This window comes from Profundibacterium mesophilum KAUST100406-0324 (assembly GCF_009835145.1).
Taxonomy (GTDB): domain Bacteria; phylum Pseudomonadota; class Alphaproteobacteria; order Rhodobacterales; family Rhodobacteraceae; genus Profundibacterium; species Profundibacterium mesophilum.
Window position 1 is genome coordinate 201,438 of the sequence record NZ_APKE01000010.1, and the last position, 22,887, is coordinate 224,324.

The 22,887-nt window shown below is 67.6% G+C and carries 19 protein-coding genes and 1 pseudogene; 7 read left to right on the forward strand and 13 right to left on the reverse strand.

Features of this window, described 5'->3' with window-relative positions:
- Positions 1 to 463: 463 nt before the first annotated feature.
- Positions 464 to 1,687, reverse strand: a pseudogene (gene phaZ, locus PMES_RS03920) (polyhydroxyalkanoate depolymerase); the annotation flags it as partial.
- Between the two features lie 122 nt (positions 1,688 to 1,809).
- Here phaZ and phaC point away from each other — a divergent pair.
- The 3 genes from phaC (at position 1,810) to phaR (ending at position 4,900) form a co-directional block, all read left to right on the forward strand.
- Complete coding sequence (phaC, locus tag PMES_RS03925; RefSeq protein ID WP_159964207.1) at positions 1,810 to 3,621, forward strand: class I poly(R)-hydroxyalkanoic acid synthase; 1,812 nt, start codon at positions 1,810 to 1,812, stop codon at positions 3,619 to 3,621.
- Positions 3,622 to 3,775: 154 nt separating this feature from the next.
- Positions 3,776 to 4,225 carry a Phasin gene (locus PMES_RS03930; protein WP_159964208.1) on the forward strand — a complete coding sequence of 150 codons (450 nt, stop codon included), beginning with the start codon at positions 3,776 to 3,778 and terminating at the stop codon, positions 4,223 to 4,225.
- 132 nt (positions 4,226 to 4,357) lie between these two features.
- The gene (gene phaR, locus PMES_RS03935) at positions 4,358 to 4,900 is read left to right on the forward strand and encodes a polyhydroxyalkanoate synthesis repressor PhaR (protein WP_159964209.1); all 543 of its coding nucleotides are present in this window, start codon (positions 4,358 to 4,360) and stop codon (positions 4,898 to 4,900) included.
- A 39-nt stretch (positions 4,901 to 4,939) separates the two neighbouring features.
- Here the strand turns inward: phaR and PMES_RS03940 are convergent, their stop codons facing one another.
- From PMES_RS03940 to PMES_RS03955, 4 genes are all read right to left on the reverse strand, one after another.
- The gene (locus PMES_RS03940; protein ID WP_159964210.1) at positions 4,940 to 6,238 is read right to left on the reverse strand and encodes an NAD(P)/FAD-dependent oxidoreductase; all 1,299 of its coding nucleotides are present in this window, start codon (positions 6,236 to 6,238) and stop codon (positions 4,940 to 4,942) included.
- Between the two features lie 4 nt (positions 6,239 to 6,242).
- Positions 6,243 to 7,595, reverse strand: coding sequence for a glutamine synthetase family protein (locus PMES_RS03945; RefSeq protein WP_159964260.1), 1,353 nt, complete (start codon positions 7,593 to 7,595; stop codon positions 6,243 to 6,245).
- A gap of 21 nt (positions 7,596 to 7,616) precedes the next feature.
- Positions 7,617 to 8,366 carry a type 1 glutamine amidotransferase gene (locus PMES_RS03950; RefSeq protein ID WP_159964211.1) on the reverse strand — a complete coding sequence of 250 codons (750 nt, stop codon included), beginning with the start codon at positions 8,364 to 8,366 and terminating at the stop codon, positions 7,617 to 7,619.
- 110 nt (positions 8,367 to 8,476) lie between these two features.
- A complete protein-coding gene (locus tag PMES_RS03955; protein WP_159964212.1) occupies positions 8,477 to 9,010 on the reverse strand; it encodes an adenine phosphoribosyltransferase in 534 nt (177 codons plus the stop codon).
- A gap of 77 nt (positions 9,011 to 9,087) precedes the next feature.
- On the opposite strand from PMES_RS03955, the gene PMES_RS03960 reads away from it, so the two are divergent.
- Positions 9,088 to 9,837 carry a DsbA family protein gene (locus tag PMES_RS03960; RefSeq protein ID WP_159964213.1) on the forward strand — a complete coding sequence of 250 codons (750 nt, stop codon included), beginning with the start codon at positions 9,088 to 9,090 and terminating at the stop codon, positions 9,835 to 9,837.
- A gap of 10 nt (positions 9,838 to 9,847) precedes the next feature.
- Here PMES_RS03960 and PMES_RS03965 read toward each other — a convergent pair whose 3' ends face one another.
- Entirely contained in the window at positions 9,848 to 10,720 is an 873-nt protein-coding gene (locus tag PMES_RS03965) for an S-methyl-5'-thioadenosine phosphorylase (RefSeq protein ID WP_159964214.1), read from the reverse strand.
- Between the two features lie 289 nt (positions 10,721 to 11,009).
- On the opposite strand from PMES_RS03965, the gene PMES_RS03970 reads away from it, so the two are divergent.
- Positions 11,010 to 12,629 (forward strand): SulP family inorganic anion transporter, encoded by a 1,620-nt coding sequence (locus tag PMES_RS03970; RefSeq protein ID WP_159964215.1) that lies wholly within the window; start codon positions 11,010 to 11,012, stop codon positions 12,627 to 12,629.
- Positions 12,630 to 12,731: 102 nt separating this feature from the next.
- On the opposite strand, the gene PMES_RS03975 is transcribed toward PMES_RS03970, so the two are convergent.
- Together PMES_RS03975 and PMES_RS03980 are read right to left on the reverse strand one after the other, a co-directional pair.
- The gene (locus tag PMES_RS03975; protein WP_159964216.1) at positions 12,732 to 14,216 is read right to left on the reverse strand and encodes an HWE histidine kinase domain-containing protein; all 1,485 of its coding nucleotides are present in this window, start codon (positions 14,214 to 14,216) and stop codon (positions 12,732 to 12,734) included.
- 111 nt (positions 14,217 to 14,327) lie between these two features.
- Positions 14,328 to 14,933 (reverse strand): flavin reductase family protein, encoded by a 606-nt coding sequence (locus tag PMES_RS03980; protein ID WP_159964217.1) that lies wholly within the window; start codon positions 14,931 to 14,933, stop codon positions 14,328 to 14,330.
- Between the two features lie 115 nt (positions 14,934 to 15,048).
- Here PMES_RS03980 and PMES_RS03985 point away from each other — a divergent pair, with 115 nt between their 5' ends.
- Positions 15,049 to 15,567 carry a GNAT family N-acetyltransferase gene (locus tag PMES_RS03985; RefSeq protein ID WP_159964218.1) on the forward strand — a complete coding sequence of 173 codons (519 nt, stop codon included), beginning with the start codon at positions 15,049 to 15,051 and terminating at the stop codon, positions 15,565 to 15,567.
- Between the two features lie 96 nt (positions 15,568 to 15,663).
- Positions 15,664 to 16,569, forward strand: a complete 906-nt coding sequence (locus PMES_RS03990) for an EcsC family protein (RefSeq protein WP_159964219.1) — start codon at positions 15,664 to 15,666, stop codon at positions 16,567 to 16,569.
- On the opposite strand, the gene PMES_RS03995 is transcribed toward PMES_RS03990, so the two are convergent.
- The 5 genes from PMES_RS03995 to PMES_RS04015 form a co-directional block, all read right to left on the reverse strand.
- Positions 16,566 to 17,855 carry an Hsp70 family protein gene (locus PMES_RS03995; protein ID WP_159964220.1) on the reverse strand — a complete coding sequence of 430 codons (1,290 nt, stop codon included), beginning with the start codon at positions 17,853 to 17,855 and terminating at the stop codon, positions 16,566 to 16,568. The genes PMES_RS03990 and PMES_RS03995 overlap by 4 nt on opposite strands.
- A gap of 100 nt (positions 17,856 to 17,955) precedes the next feature.
- Entirely contained in the window at positions 17,956 to 20,208 is a 2,253-nt protein-coding gene (gene ptsP / locus PMES_RS04000; RefSeq protein WP_159964221.1) for a phosphoenolpyruvate--protein phosphotransferase, read from the reverse strand.
- A 196-nt stretch (positions 20,209 to 20,404) separates the two neighbouring features.
- On the reverse strand, positions 20,405 to 21,643 hold the full coding sequence (locus PMES_RS04005; RefSeq protein ID WP_159964222.1) for an aspartate kinase: 1,239 nt from the start codon (positions 21,641 to 21,643) through the stop codon (positions 20,405 to 20,407).
- Between the two features lie 85 nt (positions 21,644 to 21,728).
- On the reverse strand, positions 21,729 to 22,208 hold the full coding sequence (locus PMES_RS04010; RefSeq protein WP_159964223.1) for a DUF1178 family protein: 480 nt from the start codon (positions 22,206 to 22,208) through the stop codon (positions 21,729 to 21,731).
- A gap of 100 nt (positions 22,209 to 22,308) precedes the next feature.
- Positions 22,309 to 22,782, reverse strand: a complete 474-nt coding sequence (locus PMES_RS04015) for an NUDIX hydrolase (RefSeq protein ID WP_159964224.1) — start codon at positions 22,780 to 22,782, stop codon at positions 22,309 to 22,311.
- Positions 22,783 to 22,887 lie beyond the last annotated feature (105 nt).

A 22,887-nucleotide genomic window follows, 5' to 3' on the forward strand; every position in this document is an offset into this window, starting at 1 on the left:
TGACCGGCAAGGGGAGTGGCACCCGGCAGGATTCCCTTGGGGCCTTGGCATGGGGCTTTGGTACGAAAAGAGCAGCCAATGCCTGGGGTGTGGGCCGCCTGTCTACCGGGAGCGCAGTCGCCGTGCGAAGCAACGCGGCTTGCGGCGCAGGGTAGGGGGGCGGCACTTGCACGAAGCGCCACCCCTTGCCGTTTCAGACGGGCGTGGGTCCCTTGCCGCGCGCGCTGCGACGAGCGCCCTTGCGGCTGTCCTTGCGGGCGGCGCTCGTTTTGCCGTCGGAGACAGCGGGGGAGGCCGCCTGGGCGGAGGCGGCTTTCTGGCTGCCCGTATCGGCCGTAGCCGCGTCCGAAGCATTCGTATCGGTCGCACCCGCATCCGACATGCCGGTATCGGACGCGCCCGTGTCCTGCGTTGCCGAAGTCTCCTGCGCTGCGCCGTCGGACATGTCGGCCGCATCCCGGCGATTGGCGTCGATGAAATCGAGCACGAGGGGGCGGATGTTGTTGCGCCAGCTGCGCCCGGCGAAGATGCCGTAGTGACCGGCGCCCGGCTCCAGATGCGCCGCCTTCTTGGCATCGGGCAGTCCGGTCAGCAGGTCGAGCGCGGCGAGGCACTGGCCTGGCGCGGAGATGTCGTCATTCTCGCCCTCGACGATCTTCACGGCGACGTCGCTGACCTTGCCGATATCGACCGGCGTGCCGTTGATGGTGAAGACGTTGCGCGCCACGTCGCGGCTCTTGAAGACGCGGTCCACGGTCGACAGGTAGAATTCGGCGGGCATGTCCATGACCGCGAGATACTCGTCGTAGAACTTGTTGTGCTTGTCGTGATCGCTGGCCTGGCCCTTGGCGGTGCGCAGGATCTGCTCGCTGAAGGCGCGCGCATGGGTCTCGGCATTCATCGACATGAACGAGGTCAGCTGCAGCAGGCCGGGATAGACCTTGCGGCCCACGCCGGCATGTTTGAAACCGACACGCTGGATCATCATGTCCTCGAGCTGGCCCATCGTGACCCGCCGTCCGAAATCGGTCACGTCCGTCGCCGCGGCATCGGGGTCGATCGGGCCGCCGATGAGGGTGAGCGTCGCGGGCTGCGCAGCGGGATCGGTCTCGGCGAGATAGGCGGTGGCCGCGAGGGCGAGCGGCGCGGGCTGGCACACCGCGATCACGTTGATGTCGGAGCCCAGGTGGCGCATGAAATCCGCGACATAGAGCGTGTAGTCGTCGACATCGAACTTGCCGGCGCTGACGGGAATGTCACGCGCGTTGTGCCAATCGGTGATCCACACGTCGGCATCGGGCAGGAGCGAGACCACGGTCGAGCGCAGCAGGGTCGCGTAATGGCCGGACATCGGCGCGATGAGCAGGATGCGGCGCGCCTGCGGCTTGCGTCCGGAAACCGAGAAGTGGACGAGATCACCGAAGGGGCGCTCGATCTCGGTGGTGACGGAGACGACGTGATCGCGCCCATCCTCACCCACGATCGTGTCGATACCCCAGTCGGGCTTGGTGATCATCCGGCCGAAGCTTCGCTCGGTCACGTCGCCCCAGGCTTGGATCATCTGGAACATCGGGTTCGCCACCAGCCCCGTTGCGGGATAGGAACCAAGGGCATGCGCCGATGCGCCAAGCCACTGGTTCGTGACCCGCAGGGTTTCCATGAAGTCGTAGATCATCATCTGTCGCATCTTCGAGCCCTTTTCCGCTGTGGCCTGAGCAATTCGCCGCTATCCCGGCCGCCAGCCTGTCGCTACTGTGGTATAGAGATGGTAATGCTGCCTTGCAGCAAAAGTAGGGGGGAGAGGTTAACATGGCAACAAATGATTCCGAGACGAAGGTCGAGGGCGCCGTGACCGGGTCGGAGCTGCTGACCCAGAACCTTGGGAAAATCGAGGAATTATCATCGCGGCTGGTCAACGCTCTGTCGCAAAAGCGCCCCAGTTCCGGCGGTCTGTCGGCTCCCGGTCACGATCTCTACATGAAGGCGGCGGCCGCCTACATGAGCGAGATGATGACCAACCCCTCGAAGATCATCGAGAACCAGATCAGCTACTGGAGCAAATCGGTCAGCCATTACATCGAGGCGCAGCAATCGCTGATGCAGGGGCGGGTCGCACCGCCAGAGGATAACAGCCCAGCCGACAAACGCTTCGCCAACCCGCTCTGGAGCACCCATCCCTACTTCAACTACATCAAGCAGCAATACCTCTTCAGCGCGCAGGCCGTCGAGCAGGCCGTCGCCGATCTCGAGGGGCTGGATGCCAAGGACCGCAAGCGGATCGAGTATTTCTCGCGCCAGATCGTGGACATGTTCAGCCCGACGAACTTCCTCGGCACCAATCCCGAGGCGCTGGCGCGCGCGGTCGAGACCGAGGGGCAGAGCCTCGTCGACGGGCTCGAGAATCTCGTGCGGGACATCGAATCGGGCGAGGGCGAGCTTCAGGTGACCCTGGCGGACAAGAATGCCTTCTCGGTCGGCGAGAACATCGCCACCGCGAAGGGCAGCGTCGTCTTTCGCAACGAACTTTTCGAACTCATCCAGTACGCGCCCACGACCGAGAAGGTCCACGAGACCCCGCTCGTGATCTTTCCGCCCTGGATCAACAAGTTCTACATCCTCGATCTGAAGGAAAAGAACAGCCTCGTGCGCTGGATCGTCGATCAGGGCTTCACCCTCTTCGTCGTCAGTTGGAAGAACCCCGATGCCAGCTATGCCGATTACGGTCTCGGCGATTACATCGAGAAGGGCTACCTGACGGCCTTTGAGGAGGCCAAGCGGATCAGCGGCACCAAGACCTTGAACGCCGTCGGCTACTGCATCGCGGGCACCACCCTGTCGATGACGCTGGCGCTCAAGAAGGCGCGCGGCGAGGAGGCCCCGATCAACGCGGCGACACTCTTCACCACGCTGACCGATTTCTCGGACCAGGGCGAGGTCGGGGTCTTCCTCGACAATGATTTCGTCGACGGGATCGAGCACGAGGTGGCGCAGCGCGGCGTGCTCAGCTCCTTCTTCATGGCGCGCACCTTCAGCTTCCTGCGCTCGAACGACCTGATTTACGGGCCCGCGATCCGCAGCTACATGATGGGCGAGGCGCCCCCGGCATTCGACCTGCTCTACTGGAACGGTGACGGGACGAACCTGCCGGCGAAGATGGCGGTCGAGTATCTGCGCGGGCTGTGCCAGGGGGACCGCTTCGCATCCGACGGCTTCGAGATCCTGGGCGAGCGGCTGCATATCTCGCAGGTCGATGTGCCACTTTGCGCGATCGCTTGCGAGACCGATCACATCGCCGCATGGAAATCGAGCTATTCCGGCGTGCAGAAGATGGGCGGCGACGACAAGATGTTCATCCTGTCCGAAAGCGGCCATATCGCCGGCATCGTCAATCCGCCGAGCCGGGACAAATACGGTCATTACACCAATGGCGACTGGTCGGGCAGCGCCGCCGACTGGCAGAAGGCCGCGGAGTTCACCAAGGGGTCGTGGTGGCCGCGCTGGGGTAAGTGGCTGGCGGGCAAGTCGGGAGCGCAGGTAACGGCGCGCAAACCGGGCGACAACGGGGTGGAAATTCTCGGCCCCGCACCCGGAATCTATGTCACGGAAAAACCAAAGCCTTGATTTCAAACGACAAGGTTTTTTTGCTGCAGTGCAGAATACCCTTGAAATGCTGCACTGCAGAAGGCATATTGTTGGCAGACGCAGCAACGTGGGTCAGCCACGCCACTGCGGCAACCCATCCCGCGGGCGGCGCCCGCCGACAGGAGATAAAGCAATGACCAATACCCAAGACTACACCAAGATGTTCCAGGAAATGATGAACTCCTTCCCGGTTGACGCATCCGCCTTCCAGAACAGCTTCCGTTCCTACGCCTCCTTCGGCGAGAAGATGTCGAAAGTGGCCCTCGAAGCTGCCGAGAAATCGACCGAGATCTCCAACCGCTGGACCCGTGACACCATCGCCAAGATCGGCGACGTCACCACCGTCAAGCAGGAGCCGGCCGACTACACCAAGGCAATGACCGAGTTCGCCTCGGCCCATGCCGAGATGACCGCCGAGACCATGGCCGCCTTCGCCGAAGTCGCCAAGAAGGTCCAGATGGAAACCGTCGAGCTGATGCTGGCCGCCGGCAAGGACGTGTCCGAGGACATGACCGCCGCTGCCAAGAAGGCCGGCAACGAGATGACCGCGAACGTGCGCAAGACCGCCGCGACCGCGAAGTGATCCTGTCCCGATTGCCGGCTTCCTCCCCGCTGGCATGACGACCCGGAGCGGGCCCATTGTGGCCCGCTCTTTCTTTTTGTGCTGCACTGCCATAGCATCGGCGCTGCAACGCCAAATATCCCGGAGGGCAAGATGGCCGACACGAGCAAGCCTTTGCTGATCAAGCGTTATGCCAGCCGGCGCCTCTACAATACCGAAACCAGCGATTACGTGACGCTCGAGGATATCGCTCGTTTCATCCGGGAGGGCCGCGAGGTCCAGATCGTCGATCTGAAATCGGGCGACGACCTGACCCGCCAATACCTGCTCCAGATCGTCGCCGAGCATGAGAGCAAGGGCGAGTCGGTGCTTCCGCTCGGCGTGCTGACCGATCTCGTGCGCAGCTATACCACCCAGGCGCAGTCGGTCGTTCCGCAATTCCTCGCCATGAGCTTCGACATGCTGCGCAACGGGCAGACAAAGATGATGGAGAAGGCCCTGACGCCGATGGTCGGGATGCCCGGCTTCGAGGCGATGCAGGCGCAGCAAAAGGCCTTCCTCAGCGCGATGACCGGCAAATGGACGAACCCCGCGCAGGAAGAGCCGGCCAGTGACGCCGCCAAGGACCGCGATCTTGAGGATATTCGCAAGCAGCTTGCCGAGTTGCAGGCACAGCTTGCCAAGATGAACGGCTGACACCGCGCCTCCCCGGCGCCATGGAGCGGCGCCTGCGGATCAGACCCCGACCCTGTCGCGCAGCGCGTGCCAGCCCATTGCCAGCGCGAGCAGCGGCTGGCGCAGGGTTGGACCACCCGGAAAGGGTTTCGCGCCGAGGCGGGACAGCAGCTCGAAATCGGGATCGGGCGCGTCCGCCTCTCTGGCGAGGATGCGCCCGGCAAGCACCGAGAGCGCGACCCCGTGACCCGAATAGCCGCCCGCGTGCAGAACCCCTTGCGCCGGGCGCAGGATCAGCGGCAGGCGGCTGCGGGTGATCGCCAAGGTGCCGCCCCAGACATGGGTGAAAGGCACATCGCGCAGTTCGGGATAAAGCCTTGCGAGCGGCGCGCGCAGCTTGGCCCCGATGTCGCGAACATGGCGGTAGCCATAGCTCTCGCCACCCCCGAAGATCAGGCGCCCTTGCGGATTCGCGCGCCAGTAATTCACCACGAAGCGGTCATCGTGAACCGCGATGGGCCGCGCGAGCGGCAACCGTGCGCCAAGCGGGGGCGTGGCGCCCATGTAGCTGACGATCGGCATGACGCGGCGCGCCGCCTCCGGCACCAGATCGCCGAGATAGCCGTTCGCCGCGACGATCACCATGCGCGCCTGCACCGTGCCTTGCGCGGTTTCGACGGCGGGACGGGGGCCGGGACGCACCTTCAGCGCGCGGGTGCCCTCATGCAGCACCGCGCCGGCCGCCTCGGCCCCCGCCGCCAGCCCTCGCGCGAAGCGCAGGGGATGCAGATGCCCCGCCATGTGATCGAGAACCGCGCCATGGGCCGCATCGGTGCCAAGCAGTTCACGCGCCGCGTCCCTGGAGAGGCACTCGATTTGCTCATGGCCGTAATGCCGGGCGAGGTGCTCCGCCGCCCGGCAGGCCGCGTCCCGGCTCCTGGCGCTGGTGGCCATCATCGCCACGCCGCCGCCCTGCTCGGCATCGGGGGCGTGGCGCGCCGCCAGCTCTCGTGTCAGGTGGATCGCATCGCATGACATCCGCCACAGGCGCATCGCGACCTCGGGGCCGTAGGTCGCCTCGAGCTGCTCCTGGCCTGCGCGAAGCCCGCTGCCGATCTGTCCGCCATTGCGCCCCGAGGCGCCGAACCCCGCATGTCGGGCTTCGAGCACGATCACCTTCGCGCCGCGCCGCGCGGCATGAAGCGCGGCCGAAAGCCCCGTGAAACCCGCGCCGATGATGCAAAGATCGGCCTGCGCATCACCGCCGAGGGCAGGGCGGGGCGCCGGGCGGGGCGCGCTCGCGGCATAGAGGCTCGGCGCCCCGTCGCCCTCATCCTCGTTCAGGCTCAGAAGGTCCATTCCCTCACACCGTCAACAGGAGATGCTGCCGCTCCCAGGGGGAAATGACATGCAGGAACTCGTCGTACTCGGTCGTCTTGACGATGGCATAGACCCGCGCGAATTCAGGTCCGAGCAGCGCGTGGAGCGCCGTGGCGCGCGAGAATTGCCCGATCGCGTCCGACAGGCCGGTGGGCGTCGCCGCCGGGGCGGCATAGGCGTCGCCGATGCATTCCGCCGCGGGGCCGCGCCGCTCGGTCAGGCCGAGAAGCCCGCAGGCGAGCGAGGCGGCGATGCCGAGATAGGGATTGCAGTCCATGCCCGCCAAACGGTTCTCGACCCGCCGCGCGGCGGGATCGGAGAGCGGGATGCGCAGCCCGGTGGTGCGATTGTCGCGACCCCATTCGAGATTGACCGGCGCGGCATGGTCGCGGACATACCGCCTGTAGCTGTTGACGTAAGGGGCCAGCACCGCGATCGCGGAGGGAAGATGCGCCTGCAGCCCGCCGATGAAATGCATGAACTCGGCCGTTTCGGTGCCGTCGCGTGCCGAGAAGATGTTGGCTCCGGCCTCATCGAGCACCGAGTGATGGATATGCATCGCGCTTCCCGGCTCCCCCTCGATCGGCTTGGCCATGAAGGTGGCGTAGCAATCGTGCCGCAACGCCGCCTCGCGGATCAGCCGCTTGAAATGGAAGACCTCGTCGGCGAGCTTGACCGGATCGCCGCGGCGCAGGTTGATCTCGACCTGCCCCGCGCCCCCTTCCTGGGTAATGGCGTCGATCTCGAACCCCATGGTCTCGGCGAAGTCATAGATGTCGTCGATCACCGGCCCGTATTCGTCCACCGCACTCAGCGAATAGGCCTGCCTTGCGGCGGCCGGGCGGCCCGACCGGCCGATCATGGGTTGGATGGCGCTGGCCGGATCGGTGTTCGGCGCCACGAGGTAGAACTCCATCTCGGGCGCCACGATGGGGGTCAGGCCGCGCGCGGCATAGGCCTCGACGACGCGTTTGAGCACGTTGCGCGGCGCCACCGGAACCGGGCGTCCGTCGCGCGCCGAAAGGTCATGGATCACCTGCAAGGTGCGGTCCTTGGCCCAGGGCGCGGCGGTTGCGGTTGCGTAATCGGGGGTCAGGATCATGTCGGGCTCGGTGAAGCCCTCGGCGCCCGCGGCCTCGGCCCAGCCGCCGGTGATGGTCTGGTAGAAGATCGAGTTCGGCAGGTAGAACCGCGTCTGAGCCGCGAATTTCGTCCCCGGCATCGCCTTGCCGCGCGCGATCCCCGGCAGATCGCTCACGATGCATTCGACCTCGTCGAGGCGGCCGCCCTGAAGGTAGGACCGCGCGGCCTGCGGGATCGCGGCGGTCCATTCCATCACGGCCGGTTTTCCCGCGCCTCAGGCATCGACTGGCCGCATCGCGGGGCCGGGGCCGTGCTGGAGGCTGGACGCGCGGGGCAGGGGGGCATCGGCGGGATGCCCCTTGAGGACATCCGCGATCCGCTCGGCAAGCAGGGCGCGGTCGAGGGCATGGCCGAGATCGGCGCTGGCGGCATCGAGCAACGGGGCGGGAACGACGCCGGGGCCGCGCGTCTCGATCAGCGTGCCGGTGACCGTGTCGTCGAACTCGGGATGCGGCTGGATGGTGAGGGTATGCGGCCCACAGGCAAGCGCGGCATGGGCGCAGATCGCGCCGCTTGCCAGGGTGCGCGCCCCGTCCGGCGGGCGCACGACCTGGTCCTGGTGCCAGGCGTTGAGGAACACGCTCTGGCCTTGCCAGTCATAGGCGCGGCGGCCGACCGACCAGCCTCCGGCGAATTTCTCGACCTTGCCGCCCAGCGCCTGGGCGATGATCTGATGGCCGAAGCAGATCCCCACGAGGGGCATGTCGCTGGCATGGATACGCCTGATCAATGCCTCGAGCGGGGGTATCCAGGAATGCGCCTCGTAGACGCCATGGCGCGACCCGGTGATCAGCCAGGCATCGGCCGCCTCGGGCCCGTCGGGAAAGACGCCGTCGCAGACGGGGAAGGTGCAAAAGGAGAAGCCATGCCCCTCCAGCAGCCGCTCGAACATCGCCGGGTAGTCCCCGCTCTTTTCGGTGACGCTTCGGGGCGCGTGCCCGGTCTGCAGGATTCCGATCAGCATGCCGCCTCCATCTCGCGCCGCAGCGCCCGTACCGAAGAGTGCGCCCCGGCGCGTGCGGGGGTCAAGGGGGGATGCGCGCGGCATGGGCCCCCCGGGAACGTCCCCGGCTCTCAGGCGCCGTGGAAGGCGCAGAGGGCGTGGACCTCGTGCCCGAGGGCCTCGATCCGGCGGCGGCCGCCGAGGTCCGGCAGATCGACGATAAACGCGCAGCCGACCACCTCGGCCCCGAGCTTCTCGACAAGCCTGATCCCTGCCTCGGCGGTGCCGCCCGTGGCCAGCAGGTCATCCACGACGAGCACCTTCTCGCCGGACGCGAGCGCGTCGTCATGGACCTCGACCACGGCGGTGCCGTATTCGAGCGTGTAATCCTGGCTGATCACCGCGCCCGGAAGCTTGCCCTTCTTGCGGATCGGCACGAAGCCGGTCGAGAGCTGGTGGGCGATCGCGCCGCCGAGGATGAAGCCGCGCGCCTCGAGCCCCACGACCTTGTCGATCTCGAGCCCGGCATAAGGGTGCAGGAGCTGGTCGATGCACATGCGGAACCCGCGCGGGTCGGCAAAGAGCGTGGTCACGTCGCGAAACAGGATCCCCTCATGCGGGAAATCGACGATCGTGCGAATGTAATCCTGGACGGTCTTCTTCATTTTCCCTGCGCTCTCCTGCTGGTAAGGGGGCCGAACAATGCCGGCGCAGCCGGTAGCACAGGCAGGGCGGGCAGCAAATGGCTTTCGGACGCAGACATGTCGTTTTCCTCGGCGGTGCGGCGGCGCTGGTGGCGGGCTTCCAGCTCGCGCCGCGGCTGGCGCCGGTCGGGGATCTGGAATTCACGCCGCATCCCACCTTGCCGGATTTCAGGCGCCTCGGCGCGGGCGGGACCAGCGCCGCCGGCTTCGACCTGCTGACCGGGGGACTGACGGATGCACAGAGCCCGGCGCGGCCCGCCATCGCGCCGCAGGATATCTGCGCGGCGCTTTTCGGCGATGCGCCGGTCGCGGCAGGCATGGTGCCGATCGCATATTTCACGGACTATTTCTGCCCCTACTGCCGGGTTCTGGGAGAGCTGCTGCTGACGATGGCGCGCGAGGATCCCCGCATCCGCCTGACGCTGCACGAGACACCGATCCTGGGGCCGGGATCCGAGGCGGCGGCCCGCGCGGCGCTCGCGGCGGGACTGCAGGGCGCGCAGCGGGCGGCGCATGAGCGTCTGCGGGTGACGCCCTTCATCCCCACGGCGGCCTATCTGCGGGAGCTTGCCGCCGAGCTCGACCTCGATGCGGAGCGTTTGCTGGCCGATCGCGACGCCCCCGAGGTGGACGCGGCGCTGGGGCGCAGCGCCGCGCTCTTCGGCGCGTTCGGCTTCGTCGGCACGCCCGGCCTCGTGGTCGGCCGGACGGCGGTCAATGGCGAGATCGGCGCGCCCTTGCTGCGAAAGCTGGTGGAGGCGGAGGCGGCGCTGCCGCCCCCCTGTTGAGCGGCGGGGCTCAGAGCACCCTGCCGGCAACCGTCCCGAGCCGGGCCACGGCCTCGGGGTCGCGATGCTCGGGGCCGGTGAGAACGGCGTATTCGAGCGCCCGGTCGCAACCGTGATCGCAAGGCGCGCGGGGCGCGCCCAGACGGGCAGGCAGGCCGCGCACCAGGGCGCGCCCCTTGTCGGCATTGCCGGTCAGGGTGCGGATGATGTCGGTGACATCGACCTCTCCGTGATCCGGATGCCAGCTGTCGTAATCGGTGATCATGGCGACCGAGGCGTAGCAAAGCTCCGCCTCGCGCGCGAGCTTGGCCTCCGGCATGCCCGTCATTCCGATCACGTCGGCGCCCCACGCCTCGCGATACATCTTCGACTCGGCCAGCGTGGAGAATTGCGGTCCTTCCATCGCGAGATAGGTGCCGCCGTCATGCACGGTGACACCGGCCGCGCGCGCCGCCTCCGCGCAGGCCGCCGACAGGCGCGCGCAGGTCGGGTGCGCGACGCTCACATGCGCCACGCAGCCGGGGCCGAAGAAGGATTTCTCGCGCGCGAAGGTGCGGTCGATGAACTGGTCGACGATCACGAAATGACCCGGCGCCATCTCCTCGCGGAAGGAGCCGCAGGCGCTGATGCTCACCAGATCGGTGACCCCGAGACGCTTGAGCGCGTCGATATTGGCCCTGTAGGGCACGGAGGAGGGGGAGTGGACATGGCCGCGCCCGTGGCGCGGCAGGAAGGCGATCGGCAGGCCGCCGAGCTGCCCGGTCAGGATCTCGTCCGACGGCGCCCCCCAGGGGGTCTCCACCGCCTGCCAGCGCGCATTCTCGAGCCCGTCGACCTGATAGAGCCCGGAGCCGCCGATTATCCCGATCATCGTATCCGCCATTGCCGTCTCTCCCGGTTGTGCCTGGTGTAAGGATCCTGCCTGCCGTCTTACGGTGCCGAAGCGCGCATTTGCAACGTCCGGGCGGTGCGCCCCGCGCGGCTTCCCCTGCGCCTCCTTGCCCTTGGCTTTCAGGCGGCGTCCCATGCCGGACAGCCCCTGCGCCCCGGGCACGTGCAGGGACCGGTCGGCCATGCGTGCCCCCGCACCGGGCCAGAAAGACCGTGCCTTCCGCCGCCGCCTGCGCTACAGGCGCGTCATCAATCCTGCAGCAACGTAGAGAGGTGCGCGCGTGGCCCGAGCACTTTTGGCGGCTTTCGCCGATGCCATCGAAAAGAAGACCCCAACGGCCGGCTTCAATGCCGGGCAGACCAAGACCGAACTGCTCTCCGGCCTGACGGTCGCCCTCGCGCTCGTCCCCGAGGCGGTCGCCTTCGCCTTCGTGGCAGGGGTGCATCCGCTCGTCGGCCTCTACGCGGCCTTCATGGTCGGGCTGATCACGGCGCTCTTCGGGGGGCGCCCCGGGATGATCTCGGGGGCGACCGGCGCGCTGGCGGTGGTGATGGTCAGCCTCGTCGCGCAGCACGGTGTGGAATATCTCTTCGCGACCGTCGTGCTGATGGGCATCTTGCAACTGATCGCGGGGGCGCTGCGCTGGGGCAAGTTCATCAGGTTGGTGCCCCACCCGGTGATGCTGGGCTTCGTCAACGGCCTGGCCATCGTCATCTTCCTCGCGCAGCTGTCGCAATTCCAGGTGCCCGGCACGGCGGAGGTCTCGGCGCATGGCATGTCCGGTGGTGAATGGCTGTCCGGTCCGGTGCTCTACGCGATGCTGGCGCTTGTCGGCTTGACGATGACGATCATCTGGGCCCTGCCGAAATGGACCAGCGTGATCCCCGCGCCGCTGGCCGGGATCGGGATCGTCGCGCTGCTCGTCATCGTCTTCGGCATCGACGTGCCGCGGGTGGGCGATCTGGCCTCGATCCAGGGCGGTCTGCCGAGCTTTCATATTCCCACCGTTCCGCTTACCCTCGAGACCTTCTGGATCATCCTGCCCTACGCGCTGATCCTCGCGGCGATCGGGCTGATCGAATCGCTGCTGACGCTGAACCTCGTGGGCGAGATCACCGGTGAGCGCGGCGGTGCCTCGCGCGAATGCCTGGCGCAGGGCGCGGCGAACGTGGCCACCGGCTTCTTCGGCGGCATGGGCGGCTGCGCGATGATCGGCCAGTCGATGATCAACGTGAAATCGGGCGGGCGCACGCGCCTTTCAGGGGTCTCGGCGGCGCTTTTCCTGCTGCTCTTCATCCTCGTGGCCGCCCCGGTGATCGAGCTCATCCCCCTGGCCGCGCTCGTGGGCGTCATGTTCATGGTCGTGATCGGCACCTTCGCCTGGTCGAGCCTGAAGATCCTGACCAAGGTGCCGCTCGTCGATGCCTTCGTCATCGTGCTCGTGACCGGCGTCACAGTGGCCTATGACCTTGCGACGGCCGTGGTTGTCGGGGTGATCGTCAGCGCGCTCGCCTATGCCTGGCAGAACGCGCGCCGCATCCATGCCAAGACCTACGTGACCGAAACGGGGGCCAAGGTGTACCAAGTGCAGGGGCCGCTCTTCTTCGGCTCGGCGGAAGGCTTCTCGGAGCTATTCGACGTGGCCGGGGACCCCGACACGGTCGTGGTCGATTTCGCCGACAGCCGCGTGGCGGACCAGTCCGCGCTTACCGCGATCGAAGCGATCGCCGCGAAATACCAGGCGGTCGGCAAGAAGCTCGAACTGCGCCACCTGAGCCGCGATTGCCACCATTTGCTCAAGAAGGCCGGGCAGCTCGTGACCGACAGCGACGACGATCCCGATTACGAGGTCGCCGTGGATTACGGCGTGCGCACCGGGCAGCTCGGCGCCGGCCATTGAGCGCACCGCTCCCGCCCCCGACGCATCGGGTGCGGGGGCGAAATCCGGCCCATGGCATGCGGATACGGGTATGCCAAGGCGACAAGGCGGCCGCGTACCGGATCAGTCCTTGGCGAGAAGCTGGTCGAGAATGGCATGCACCTCATGCGCGGCGACCGGCTTGATCAGGAGCGGGACATCGCCGTAACGCGTGCCGGGCCCGGTCAGGGATGCACCGGCGGCGCGTCCGCTGATCACCGCGAAGGGCACACCGCGCGCGTGCAGTCTCCTTGCCACTTCCGAGGAATTGCCGTCGATCAGGTTGATATCGAGCAGGGCGGCATCGATCGGCTCTTCGGCCAATGCCAACGCATCGCCGACGCGTGCGGCCGGCCCCAGGGTGCGGCATCCGTGATCGGCGATCATCTCGCTCATATCCATCGAGATCAGCGGCTCGTCCTCGACGAGCAAGATTGTGGGGATGTCCGGCGCTTGCGGCCTGGCCCCTTCGGGTGCGGCGGGACCTTCGGATGAAGCCATCGCGTCGCCGCGGGACGCGGACCCCAATGCAGTTTCAAACGCTTCGGTCCCGCCCGTCCGGGACGGCTCGGTGATGCGCGTTTGCTGCATGCGCAACGTGATGGTGGCATGCAGTCCGCCGGGGCCGAGATCCCAGGTGACGTCGCCGCCAGGATGGAAGGCGCTCGACAGGACCATCGTGCCGAAGCCCTGGCGCAATGCGTCCCGGGGCGCTGGTGGCGGGCCGCCGGTCTCGTGCCAGTCGATCGTGACGTCGCCATCCTCGGATGTCGCGCCGATGATCTCGACGCGCCCCTGCGGCACCGAGAGCGCACCGTGACGCACCGCGTTGTCGAGCAGCTCATGGAAGACCAGCGAGAGGGACTCGGCGGGTTTGCCGGGCAGGCGCATGGTCTCGAGCCCGCGCGCCGTGACGCGCTCGGCCAGCGGGCCGAGCGGTGCGAGCTCGGCGGTCAGCAGCTGCGCCGGCGCCGCGGCCACCGCGTCGGGTCCGACGAGAAGGCGGTTGATCCGCGACAGGGACGCGATCCGGGATTCGCTCGCGGCGGCAAACTGCTCGACCGATGTCGCCCCGCGCGAGGAGAGCCGCATCATCGCCGAGATCAACGCCAGCATGTTGCCCACGCGATGGCCGAGCTCGGCGGTATAAAGACGCAGACGCTCCTCGTCGCGCTTGATCTCGGTCACGTCTATGATGTGGCCGATCAGCTTGACGACGGTGCCGAACTCGTCGCACAGCGGCATTCCGTTCGCGTTGATCCAGCCGGCCGATCCGTCCGCGCGGTTGATCCGCGTGGTGAATTTCCAACTCCGCGCATTCGTGACGGCCTCGCGTTGCAGCTCGGTGACGCGGTCCCGGTCCTCCGGATCGACATGGGTGATGAAGCGCTCGAAGGTCCAGTTTTCGGTCCCCTCGGGATAGCCGAAAATCTGATCGTGGCGCAGGTCACAGATTGCGATGTCGTTATGCGGGTCGAGTTCCCAGACGCCGATCTCGGATGAGGCGAGAGCGAGATCGAGATGGGCGCGGGCGCCATGGCGCAGGTCCGGAGAAGATCGGTCAGCCAAATTCAAATTCCGTCAAGACTAGTCCTGTGGCCGGCACCTGCGGTCGGACACGAGCATGCAGACCGATGTCACGTATTCGTGGCATCACAACGCCAAAGCGTCCGCGCGGGTTCATTCACCAGGCCGCTTGAGTGAAAAAACGTCGCTGACATAGGCATAGTCCCTGTAGCCCAGGCGGCTCAGGGGATTGAACGTGCTCACGTCGAACTGTCCGTCCCTGATGCAGTCCTCGCGCATGTGCACCCCCGTCACCTCGCCAAGCACGAGAAAGTTCGACGCGCCCTCGAGCTCGACGATTTGCGTCAGCCGGCATTCCAGGTTGGCCGGCGCCTCGGCGACCCTGCTACAGGCGATGGTCTCGCATTCGGCGCGGGCGAGGCCGGCCTTGGTGAACTCGTCCTCTCCACGCTCCCAAGGCCCTGACGTGAGGTTCATCGCGTCGCGCATCGCGTATTCCACGATATTGACGCAGAAGACCCCGCTCTGGCGGATGTTCGACACGCTGTCCTTGGTCCCGTCGCGATCCGCCTTCGCCCCGGTCGAGGCGAACATCACCTGCGGCGGGACATAGGCGACGGCGTTGAAGAAGGAGTAGGGGGCGAGATTGTCGGTGCCGTCATCGCCGCGGCTCGAGATCCACCCGATCGGGCGGGGCGTGACGATCGCGTTGAACGGATTGTGGGGCAGGCCGTGGCCATCCTCGGGGCGATAGAACATGTCGGCTCCTGTGCATCCGTGTTTGATCATCCATTTACGCTCATGCTAGGCGCACATCCAGCGCAATGGACAGGCCCACCACACACATCGCCTCACGAAACCTGGAGGACAGGCCTTGATCGATATCGCCGTGGAAGGCGCCGGGGACTGGTGGGAGGTCGAGCAGCTGTTCGACCTGTGCTTCGCTCCGGGGCGGGAGGCGCTCTCCTCCTACCGTCTGCGCGAAGGGGTCGCGCCGATCGCGCCGCTCTGCCTGACGGCGCGCGGCGAGGGCGGGACGCTGGCCGCCGCGATCCGGTACTGGCCCGTCTGCGTGGGCAGTTTCCCCGCGCTGCTGCTGGGCCCGGTCGCCGTGCATCCCACGCGCCAGGGCGAGGGACTCGGTGCCTTCCTGATGCAGACCAGCCTGGCGCGCGCCGGCGAGCTGGGCCATGCGCGCATCCTGCTCGTGGGGGATGCGCCCTATTACGGCCGTTTCGGCTTCACCCGCCTCGATCATGTGCACATGCCGCCCCCGACCAATCCCGAACGGGTGCTGGGGCTCGATCTCGGGGACGGGGCATGGCGCGCGGTCGGCGGCGCCGTCACCTCGATCGCGGCGGGGGCGTGCGGGCAGGGGCCGGGGCAGGCATGAGCGCAAGGCCGCCGTGTGGCAAAACCTTGCCCGGCGCGGCGTTTCCGGGCCACCGCGATCTTGGCAATCGGCGCCCCGCGCCCCAGATATGACGGCATGACACAGGAAAGATCATCTTCGGACCGCGCTGGCGATGCCGGCGCCGGTCAGCAGGACGGGCAAGCAGATGCCGGCGGAAACGGCACTGGCGGGGATGCCGGGCTGCGCACCGGCGGGCATGACGGTGACGAGGGCCGTCCCGGCAGGGCGGACATCCCGCTCGATCCCGAGACGCGGCGCGCGGTCGTGGCGCTGGCCAAGCGGTTCCGCGCGGCGGACGGGATCGGGATGCAGGTGCTCGCCCTTGTCGGCGGGCAGGCCGAGACGCTGATCGAGCGCCTTCCCGGCGCGGTCAGGGGACAGCTCGACGGGGCGACCCGGCGGGCGCTGCAGACCGCCTTCGACGCGGCAAGCGCCTCGCGCGGGCGTGTCGCGGACCAGTCGGACTGGCTGAACACCGCCGTCACGACCGCGATGGGGGCAGCGGGGGGTTTTGGCGGACTGCCGACCGCGCTGGCCGAGTTGCCGGTCACGACCACCGTACTCCTGCGCGCGATCCAGGGCATCGCCCAGGATGAGGGGTTCGACCCTGCGCAGCCGGCAGTGCGGATGCAGTGCCTGCAGGTCTTCGCCGCCGCCGGCCCACTTGCCAGGGATGACGGCAGCGACCTGGCCTTCCTCTCGGCGCGCGTCACGCTGACGGGGGCCGCGGTTCACGGGCTGATAGCCCGGATCGCCCCGCGCCTCGCGACCGTGCTTGGTCAGAAGCTCGCGGCGCAGACGGTCCCGGTCCTGGGCGCGGTCGCGGGGGCGGCCACGAACTACGCCTTCACCAACTACTACCAGGAGATGGCGCGGGTCTATTTCGGCCTGCGGCGCCTTGCACGCGACAGCGGCGCCGATCTCGAGGCGTTGATGCGCGAGTTCCGCCTGCATGCGGTGCCGCCGCGCCGTATCGGCTAGGCGGCCGGAGGCCGCGCGGCGCAGCACAGGGCCAGACCGTCGATCACGGCGGTGAACGCGTCGGCGCGGTGCACCGCCGCCCCGGGTGCCAGGCGCCGCGTCTCCTCGAGGGTGAGCGACATCAGGCTGGAGCCGCCCACGAGGATCACCGCATCGAGTGCAGTTGGCGCGACCTCGGCGTCCAGAAGGGTCCGCTCCATCGCGCCGCGCAGCGCCTCGCGGGCCGGCAGCAGGGCCGCATCGAGGGCCGCGCCCGACAATCCGGCGCGCAGTCCCGGCGAGATCACTCCCAATTCGACGGCCGCCGCGGGATCGCCGGCATTCGCGGCGATCTTGCCGGCCTCGACCGCGAAGGCGAGATCATGCCCGAGCTCGTCGGTCAGAGCCGTCTCGAGCCGCTGCAACGCCTCCGCATCGACGGCATGGCGGCGCATGTCACGCACCGCGCGGCGCGTCTCGGGCGTATAGAGAAAGGGGATGCGCGACCAGTTCGACAGGTCGGCATAAACGGCCCTCGGCACCGGCAGCGTGCCGTCGCCCATGCCGCGCCGCAACTCTCCGCCCAGTCCCAGAAGGGGCATCACCTCGGCGAGCGACAGCGATTGATCGAAATCCGTGCCGCCCAGGCGAATGCCATGGCTCGTCCGGATCTCGATTTCATCCGCGCCGCCGCCGCTTGCGCGAAAGAGGGTGAAGTCGGACGTGCCACCGCCAATGTCGACGACCAGCCCCAGAACATCCGCCGCTTTCGGCGCGCCGTCCTTGATGGTGTCCATCTCGGCCGTATAGGCGCGCGCCGCGGCCTCGGGCTCGTGTACGAAGCGCACCGTCTGGAAACCCGCGCCGAGGTAGCAGGCGCGCAGGTCCTCCTCGGCGCGCGCATCGCGGGCGGGATCGGAATGAAAGCGCACAGGACGGCCCGAGACGGCATGATCGAAACGCCGACCCGCCACGGCCTCGGCACGCAGCTTCACCTCGCGCAGGAAGGCGGTGACGACCTCGGCCAGATCGCGCCGGCGTCCGCCCAGCAGCCGCGGCTCGTGAAAGAGCGGCGCGCCCAGCACCGATTTCAGCGCGCGCATGTAGCGCCCCTCGGCCCCCGTGACGAGTGCCCGTCCGGCGGCCTCCCCGATCAGCATCGCGCCCCCGCCGGCGGGAAAGAAGACCGCCGTGGGCAGCGTGTCACCGGCCGCCTCCAGCGGCAGGCGCCGTGTCCGTGTTCCGTCATGCCAGGCGGCGGCGGAATTGGATGTGCCGAAATCGACGGCAAGGGTTTCGCAGGTCATGGCACGGCCTCGGGGTCGGAGTCGGGGATGGGGAAGGGGCCATGCAATAGCCCCCCGCCGCCCCGCCAGCAAGCCCGTGCGGATCGCCCGCCGCGTGCCTTCAGATCGCCCAGCCGTCGTTTTGCAGAAGTTCGATCACCGCCGGGCGGACCGATTGCTCGCCCTCCGCACCCGCCCGCTCGATCCGGGCGCGAACGGCGCCGAGATCGACGCGGCACAGCAAATGCTTGACCGGACCGATCGAGGCAGGCCGCATCGACAGGCTGCGCAGTCCCATCGCGGCCAGACAGACCGCCTCGATCGGGCGGCCGGCATCCTCGCCGCAGAAGCTCAGCGGCGTTCCCGTCTCCTCGCACCGCGCGACGATCTGCGCGATGAAGGTCAGGAAGCTGACATTGAGCGTGTCGTAGCGGCGCCGCACCTTCTCGTTCTCACGGTCGGCGGCGAAGAAGAACTGCTTGAGATCGTTGCCCCCGATGGAAATGAAATCGGCCATCTCGAAGAATTGGCGGGGCGCGAAGGCAAGGCTCGGCGTCTCGAGCATGGCGCCGATGCGCACCGAGCTGGGGAGTTCATGGCCGAGCCGCCGCTCTCCCTCGATCTCGCGCAGGAGAAGCGCGCGTCCCTCGCGGAACTCCTCGAACTGGGCGACGAAGGGAAACATCACCCAGAGGGGACGACCGGCTGCGGCGCGGATCAGCGCCTGCAGCTGCATCCGCATCACACCCTTCTTGTCGAGGCCGACCCGGATCGCCCGCCATCCAAGGGCGGGGTTCGGCTCATCGACCCGGCGCATGTAGGGAAGTACCTTGTCCGATCCGATGTCGAGGGTGCGGAAGATCACGCGCCGGCCGGTCGCGGCGTCGAGAACCCGCGCATAGAGCGCCGCGAGTTCACCCCGGCGCGGCACCTTGTTGCGAGTGAGAAATTGCAGCTCGGTGCGAAAGAGGCCAACGCCTTCGGCGCCGGAGCCCTTCAGCGAGGGCAGATCCGCCATCAGCCCGGCATTCATCATCAAGGAGACCGTGGTGCCGCAGCGCGTCGTGGCGGGCTTGTCGCGCAGGTCGGCATACCGCTCCTGCGCCTTGGCCTGCATCGCCAGCTTGTCGCGAAACGATCCGATGATCCGCTCCTCGGGGCGCAGGTGGACGAAGCCCTGCTCGCCGTCGACCAGGATCGGATCGCCGTTCAGCGCCTCCGTGGCGATGCCGTCGGCATGGATCACCAGCGGGATCGCGAGGGCGCGGGCCACGATCGCGGCATGGCTGCCGACCGATCCCTGCTCGAGCACGATGCCGCGCAGGTCGCGACCGTAATCGAGCAGCTCGGCCGGGCCGATATTGCGCGCCACGAGGATCGGGTTCGGCGGCATCTCGCAGCCCGTCTCGCGCCCCTGTCCGGTCAGGATGCGCAAGAGCCGGTTCGACAGATCGTCCAGATCGTGCATCCGGTCGCGCATGTAGGCGTCGGGCACCGATTGCAGGCGCGTGCGCGCGGCGGACTGCTCCTTCTCGACGGCGGCCTCGGCAGAGAGGCCGGCGGCGATATCCTCTGTCATGCGGCGCAGCCAGCTGCGCGAATTGGCGAACATCCTGTAGGTCTCGAGAACCTCGCGCTGATCCTTGTCGGCCATTGCGGTGCCCGCCAGCAGCCCGTCCACGGAGCGGCGCAGCTGCTCGACGGCGGCATCGAGGCGGTCCTGTTCGGCGGCGGGATCATCGGCGATCGGGTTGGTGACGACGACGCGTGGCTCATGCAGGTAGACCTGCCCGACAGCGATCCCCTCCTGCGCGACCGTGCCCTTGAAGAGGACCTGCTGCTGGTGGCGCACCGCGAGCGCCGCGCCCTCGCCGGTGAAGGCCCCGAGTTCGGTCATCTCGGCGAGGACCATCGCGACCACCTCGAGCGCGTAGACCTCGTCGTCGGTATAGGCGCGCGCATCCTTGGACTGCACCACCAGGACGCCGAGCTTCTCGCCCAGCCGCTGCACGGGAATGCCGAGAAAGGAGCTGTAGGCCTCCTCGCCGGTTTCGGGCATGTAGCGAAAGCCCGGCGCGGCCGGCGCGTCGGCGGCGTTCACCGGTCTGCCGAGACGCGCGACGCGGCCGACGAGCCCTTCGCCGAGCCGCAGCCGCGTCTGGTGCACGGCTTCCACCTTCAACCCCTCGGTGGCGCAGAGCTCGAGCGTCTCGGCATCGCGGAAGAGGTAGATCGAGCAGACTTCCGTCTCCATCGAGCTCGCGATCAGCTGCGTGATGCGGTCGAGCCTTTGCTGGCCCGCGCTCTCCTCGGCCAGCGCATCGCGCAGGCGGCCCAGCAGCTTGCGGCTTTCACTTTCGCTGTTCTGCGGCATCGGCTCCGTCGCTCCGCTCCTGATCAGGTCAGCTTAGACCATACCCGGCACGCGAACGAAACGGCCATCCACAACTCGAAGGAAACATGGCACCCATGGCGGAGGCCCCATCAAGGCGCCCGGCGGCGTGCCATTCGCCCCGTACCGGCGTCCTGCACGGGACAGGGTCGGGCCGCAGACGGGGCACGGCGCGGCCTCAGCCGGCCTTCTCGAGTTCGAAAGCGTCGTGCAGCGCCTGCACGGCCAGTTCCATGTACTTGCGATCGACGAGGACGGAGATCTTGATCTCGGAAGTGGTGATGACCTTGATGTTCACGTTGTCGTCGCTAAGCGCCTCGAACATCTTGGCCGCCACGCCCGCATGGCTGCGCATCCCGATGCCGACGACCGAGATCTTGGCCACCTCGGTATCGGCCACGAGATCGGCGAAATCGATCTCCTTCGCCTCGCGCGCGGCATCGAGCGCCTTGCGCGCGCGCGGCACCTCGGCCACGGGGCAGGAGAAGGTCATGTCGGTATGACCCTCCTCGGAGATGTTCTGCACGATCATGTCGACATTCACACCGGCCTGCGAGAGCGGGCCGAAGATCGCGGCGGCGATGCCCGGACGGTCGGCGACCCGCAGGAGGGTCATCTTGGCCTCGTCGCGCGAATAGGCGACACCGGCCACAACGTTGCTTTCCATGATTTCCTCCTCGGCGCAGACCAGCGTGCCCGCGGTTTCGTCGTATTCGTCGAAGCTCGACAGGACGCGCAGCTTGACACCGTAGCGCATGGCCAGCTCGACCGAGCGGGTCTGCAGGACCTTGGCACCCAGCGATGCCAGCTCCAGCATCTCCTCATAGGCGATTCGGTCGAGCTTGCGCGCCTTGGACGTGATGCGCGGATCGGTGGTATAGACCCCGTCCACATCGGTATAGATGTCGCAGCGCACCGCGTCGAAGGCGGCGGCGAAGGCGACGGCGGTTGTGTCCGATCCACCGCGTCCCAGCGTGGTGATGCGGCCCTCGGGGCTGATCCCCTGGAAACCAGCGACGACGCCGACGCGCATGCCCTCGTCGAACTTGGCGCGCATGTTCCCGGTCGGGATCTCCTCGATCCGCGCCGCGCCATGGGCGCCGTTGGTCTTCAGCGGCACCTGCCAGCCCTGCCAGCTGCGGGCGGGGATGTCCATTTCCTGCAAGGTCAACGCCATCAGTCCGGCGGTCACGTTCTCGCCCGAGGAGGTGACGGCATCGTATTCGCGCGCATCGTAGAAAGGCGAGGTCTCGTTGACCCAGCCAACAAGCTCGTTGGTCTTGCCGGCCATCGCGCTGACGATGACGATGACGTCATGGCCATTGGCCACCTCGCGCCCGACGCGCTTGGCGGCGCGGCGGATGCGGTCGAGCGTGGCCACGGAAGTGCCACCGAATTTCATAACGAGCAAAGACATGCGTATACCGACCCGGTTGCGTCGGGCCCGTCTTTACGAGCGCGATGCGGTGCTGGCAAGAGCGCAGGCGCGCGGGCCGGGCGCTTCAGTTCATCTTGCGCCGCGGCTTGAAGGGCAGGGGCAGGAGCGGGACGCCCTCCTCGATCAACGCGCGCGCCTCCGAAGGGGCGGCCTCGCCATGGATGGCACGCGCCTCCGCGCGGCCCTCGTGAATGGCGCGGGCCTCCTTGGCGAAGCCCTTTCCGACATCGGTCGAATTGGCCTCGACCAGGCGGCGCAGCTCGGCGATGGCCGCCGCCCTTCGCTCGCCCGACGCGCCGCGATCCTCCGGGGTCGCACCCTTCGCCGGCGCCTGCGCAGCGCCGTGATCCACCGCGGGCGGGAGCGCGCCGCGCGGTTTGCCGGACGTGACGGGGGGCGCCATCAGTGCCTTGCCGATGCGGATGCTGGCACATTCGGGACAGCTGATCTTTCCCGCCTCCACGAGCGCGTCATAGGCCTGCGCGGACTGGAACCAGCTCTCGAAGCGGTGGTCGCGCTCGCATCTGAGTGTGTAACGGATCATCTTCGTTCGGCTTCTGGCCATGTGGGGCCGGATCGCGCCGGCGGTGATGCGCCCAAGATGGGGTCGGGCAGCCCGCCCGGCAAGCGCCTTGCCGAAGGGATCAGCGGCGCAGGCGTCTGGGATCGAAATCGAGCAGGAGCCGAGCCAGCTCGGGCTCGGCCACGAGGCGGGCGGCCTTCTTGGGCGAGGTCCACCGGCGGCGGCGCTGCTTGGATTCGGGCCACGTGTCGTGGGATTTCGTCACCTTGATCGGGAAGACCGCGACGACGCAGGGCAGATCGTCGCCGTCCATCACCTTGAGATAGGTGAAAATGCCAAGGCAGCTGTCGCGCACCGCGCCCTCGACCCCGGCTTCCTCCCAGGCCTCGATCGCGGCGGTGTCGGCCGGCGTCTCGCCATCCATCGGCCAGCCCTTCGGCACCACCCAGCGCCCGGTGCCGCGCGATGTCACCAGCAGCACCTGCACCTTGTCCTTGCGAATGCGCCAGCACAGCGCACCGAACTGGGTCCGCACGTCACGCTTGCGCGCCGAGGCCAGCCGCATGGGCCTCGTCTTGAGCTGGGATATCGTCATGTCCATTCGCCTCTCACCGGCTTCGCGCGGGCTTTATTATTGGCTATCCATGATAACACCGCGTGATCGCTTGGCAACATCGGGCGGCAATCCCGCCGGCGCCGC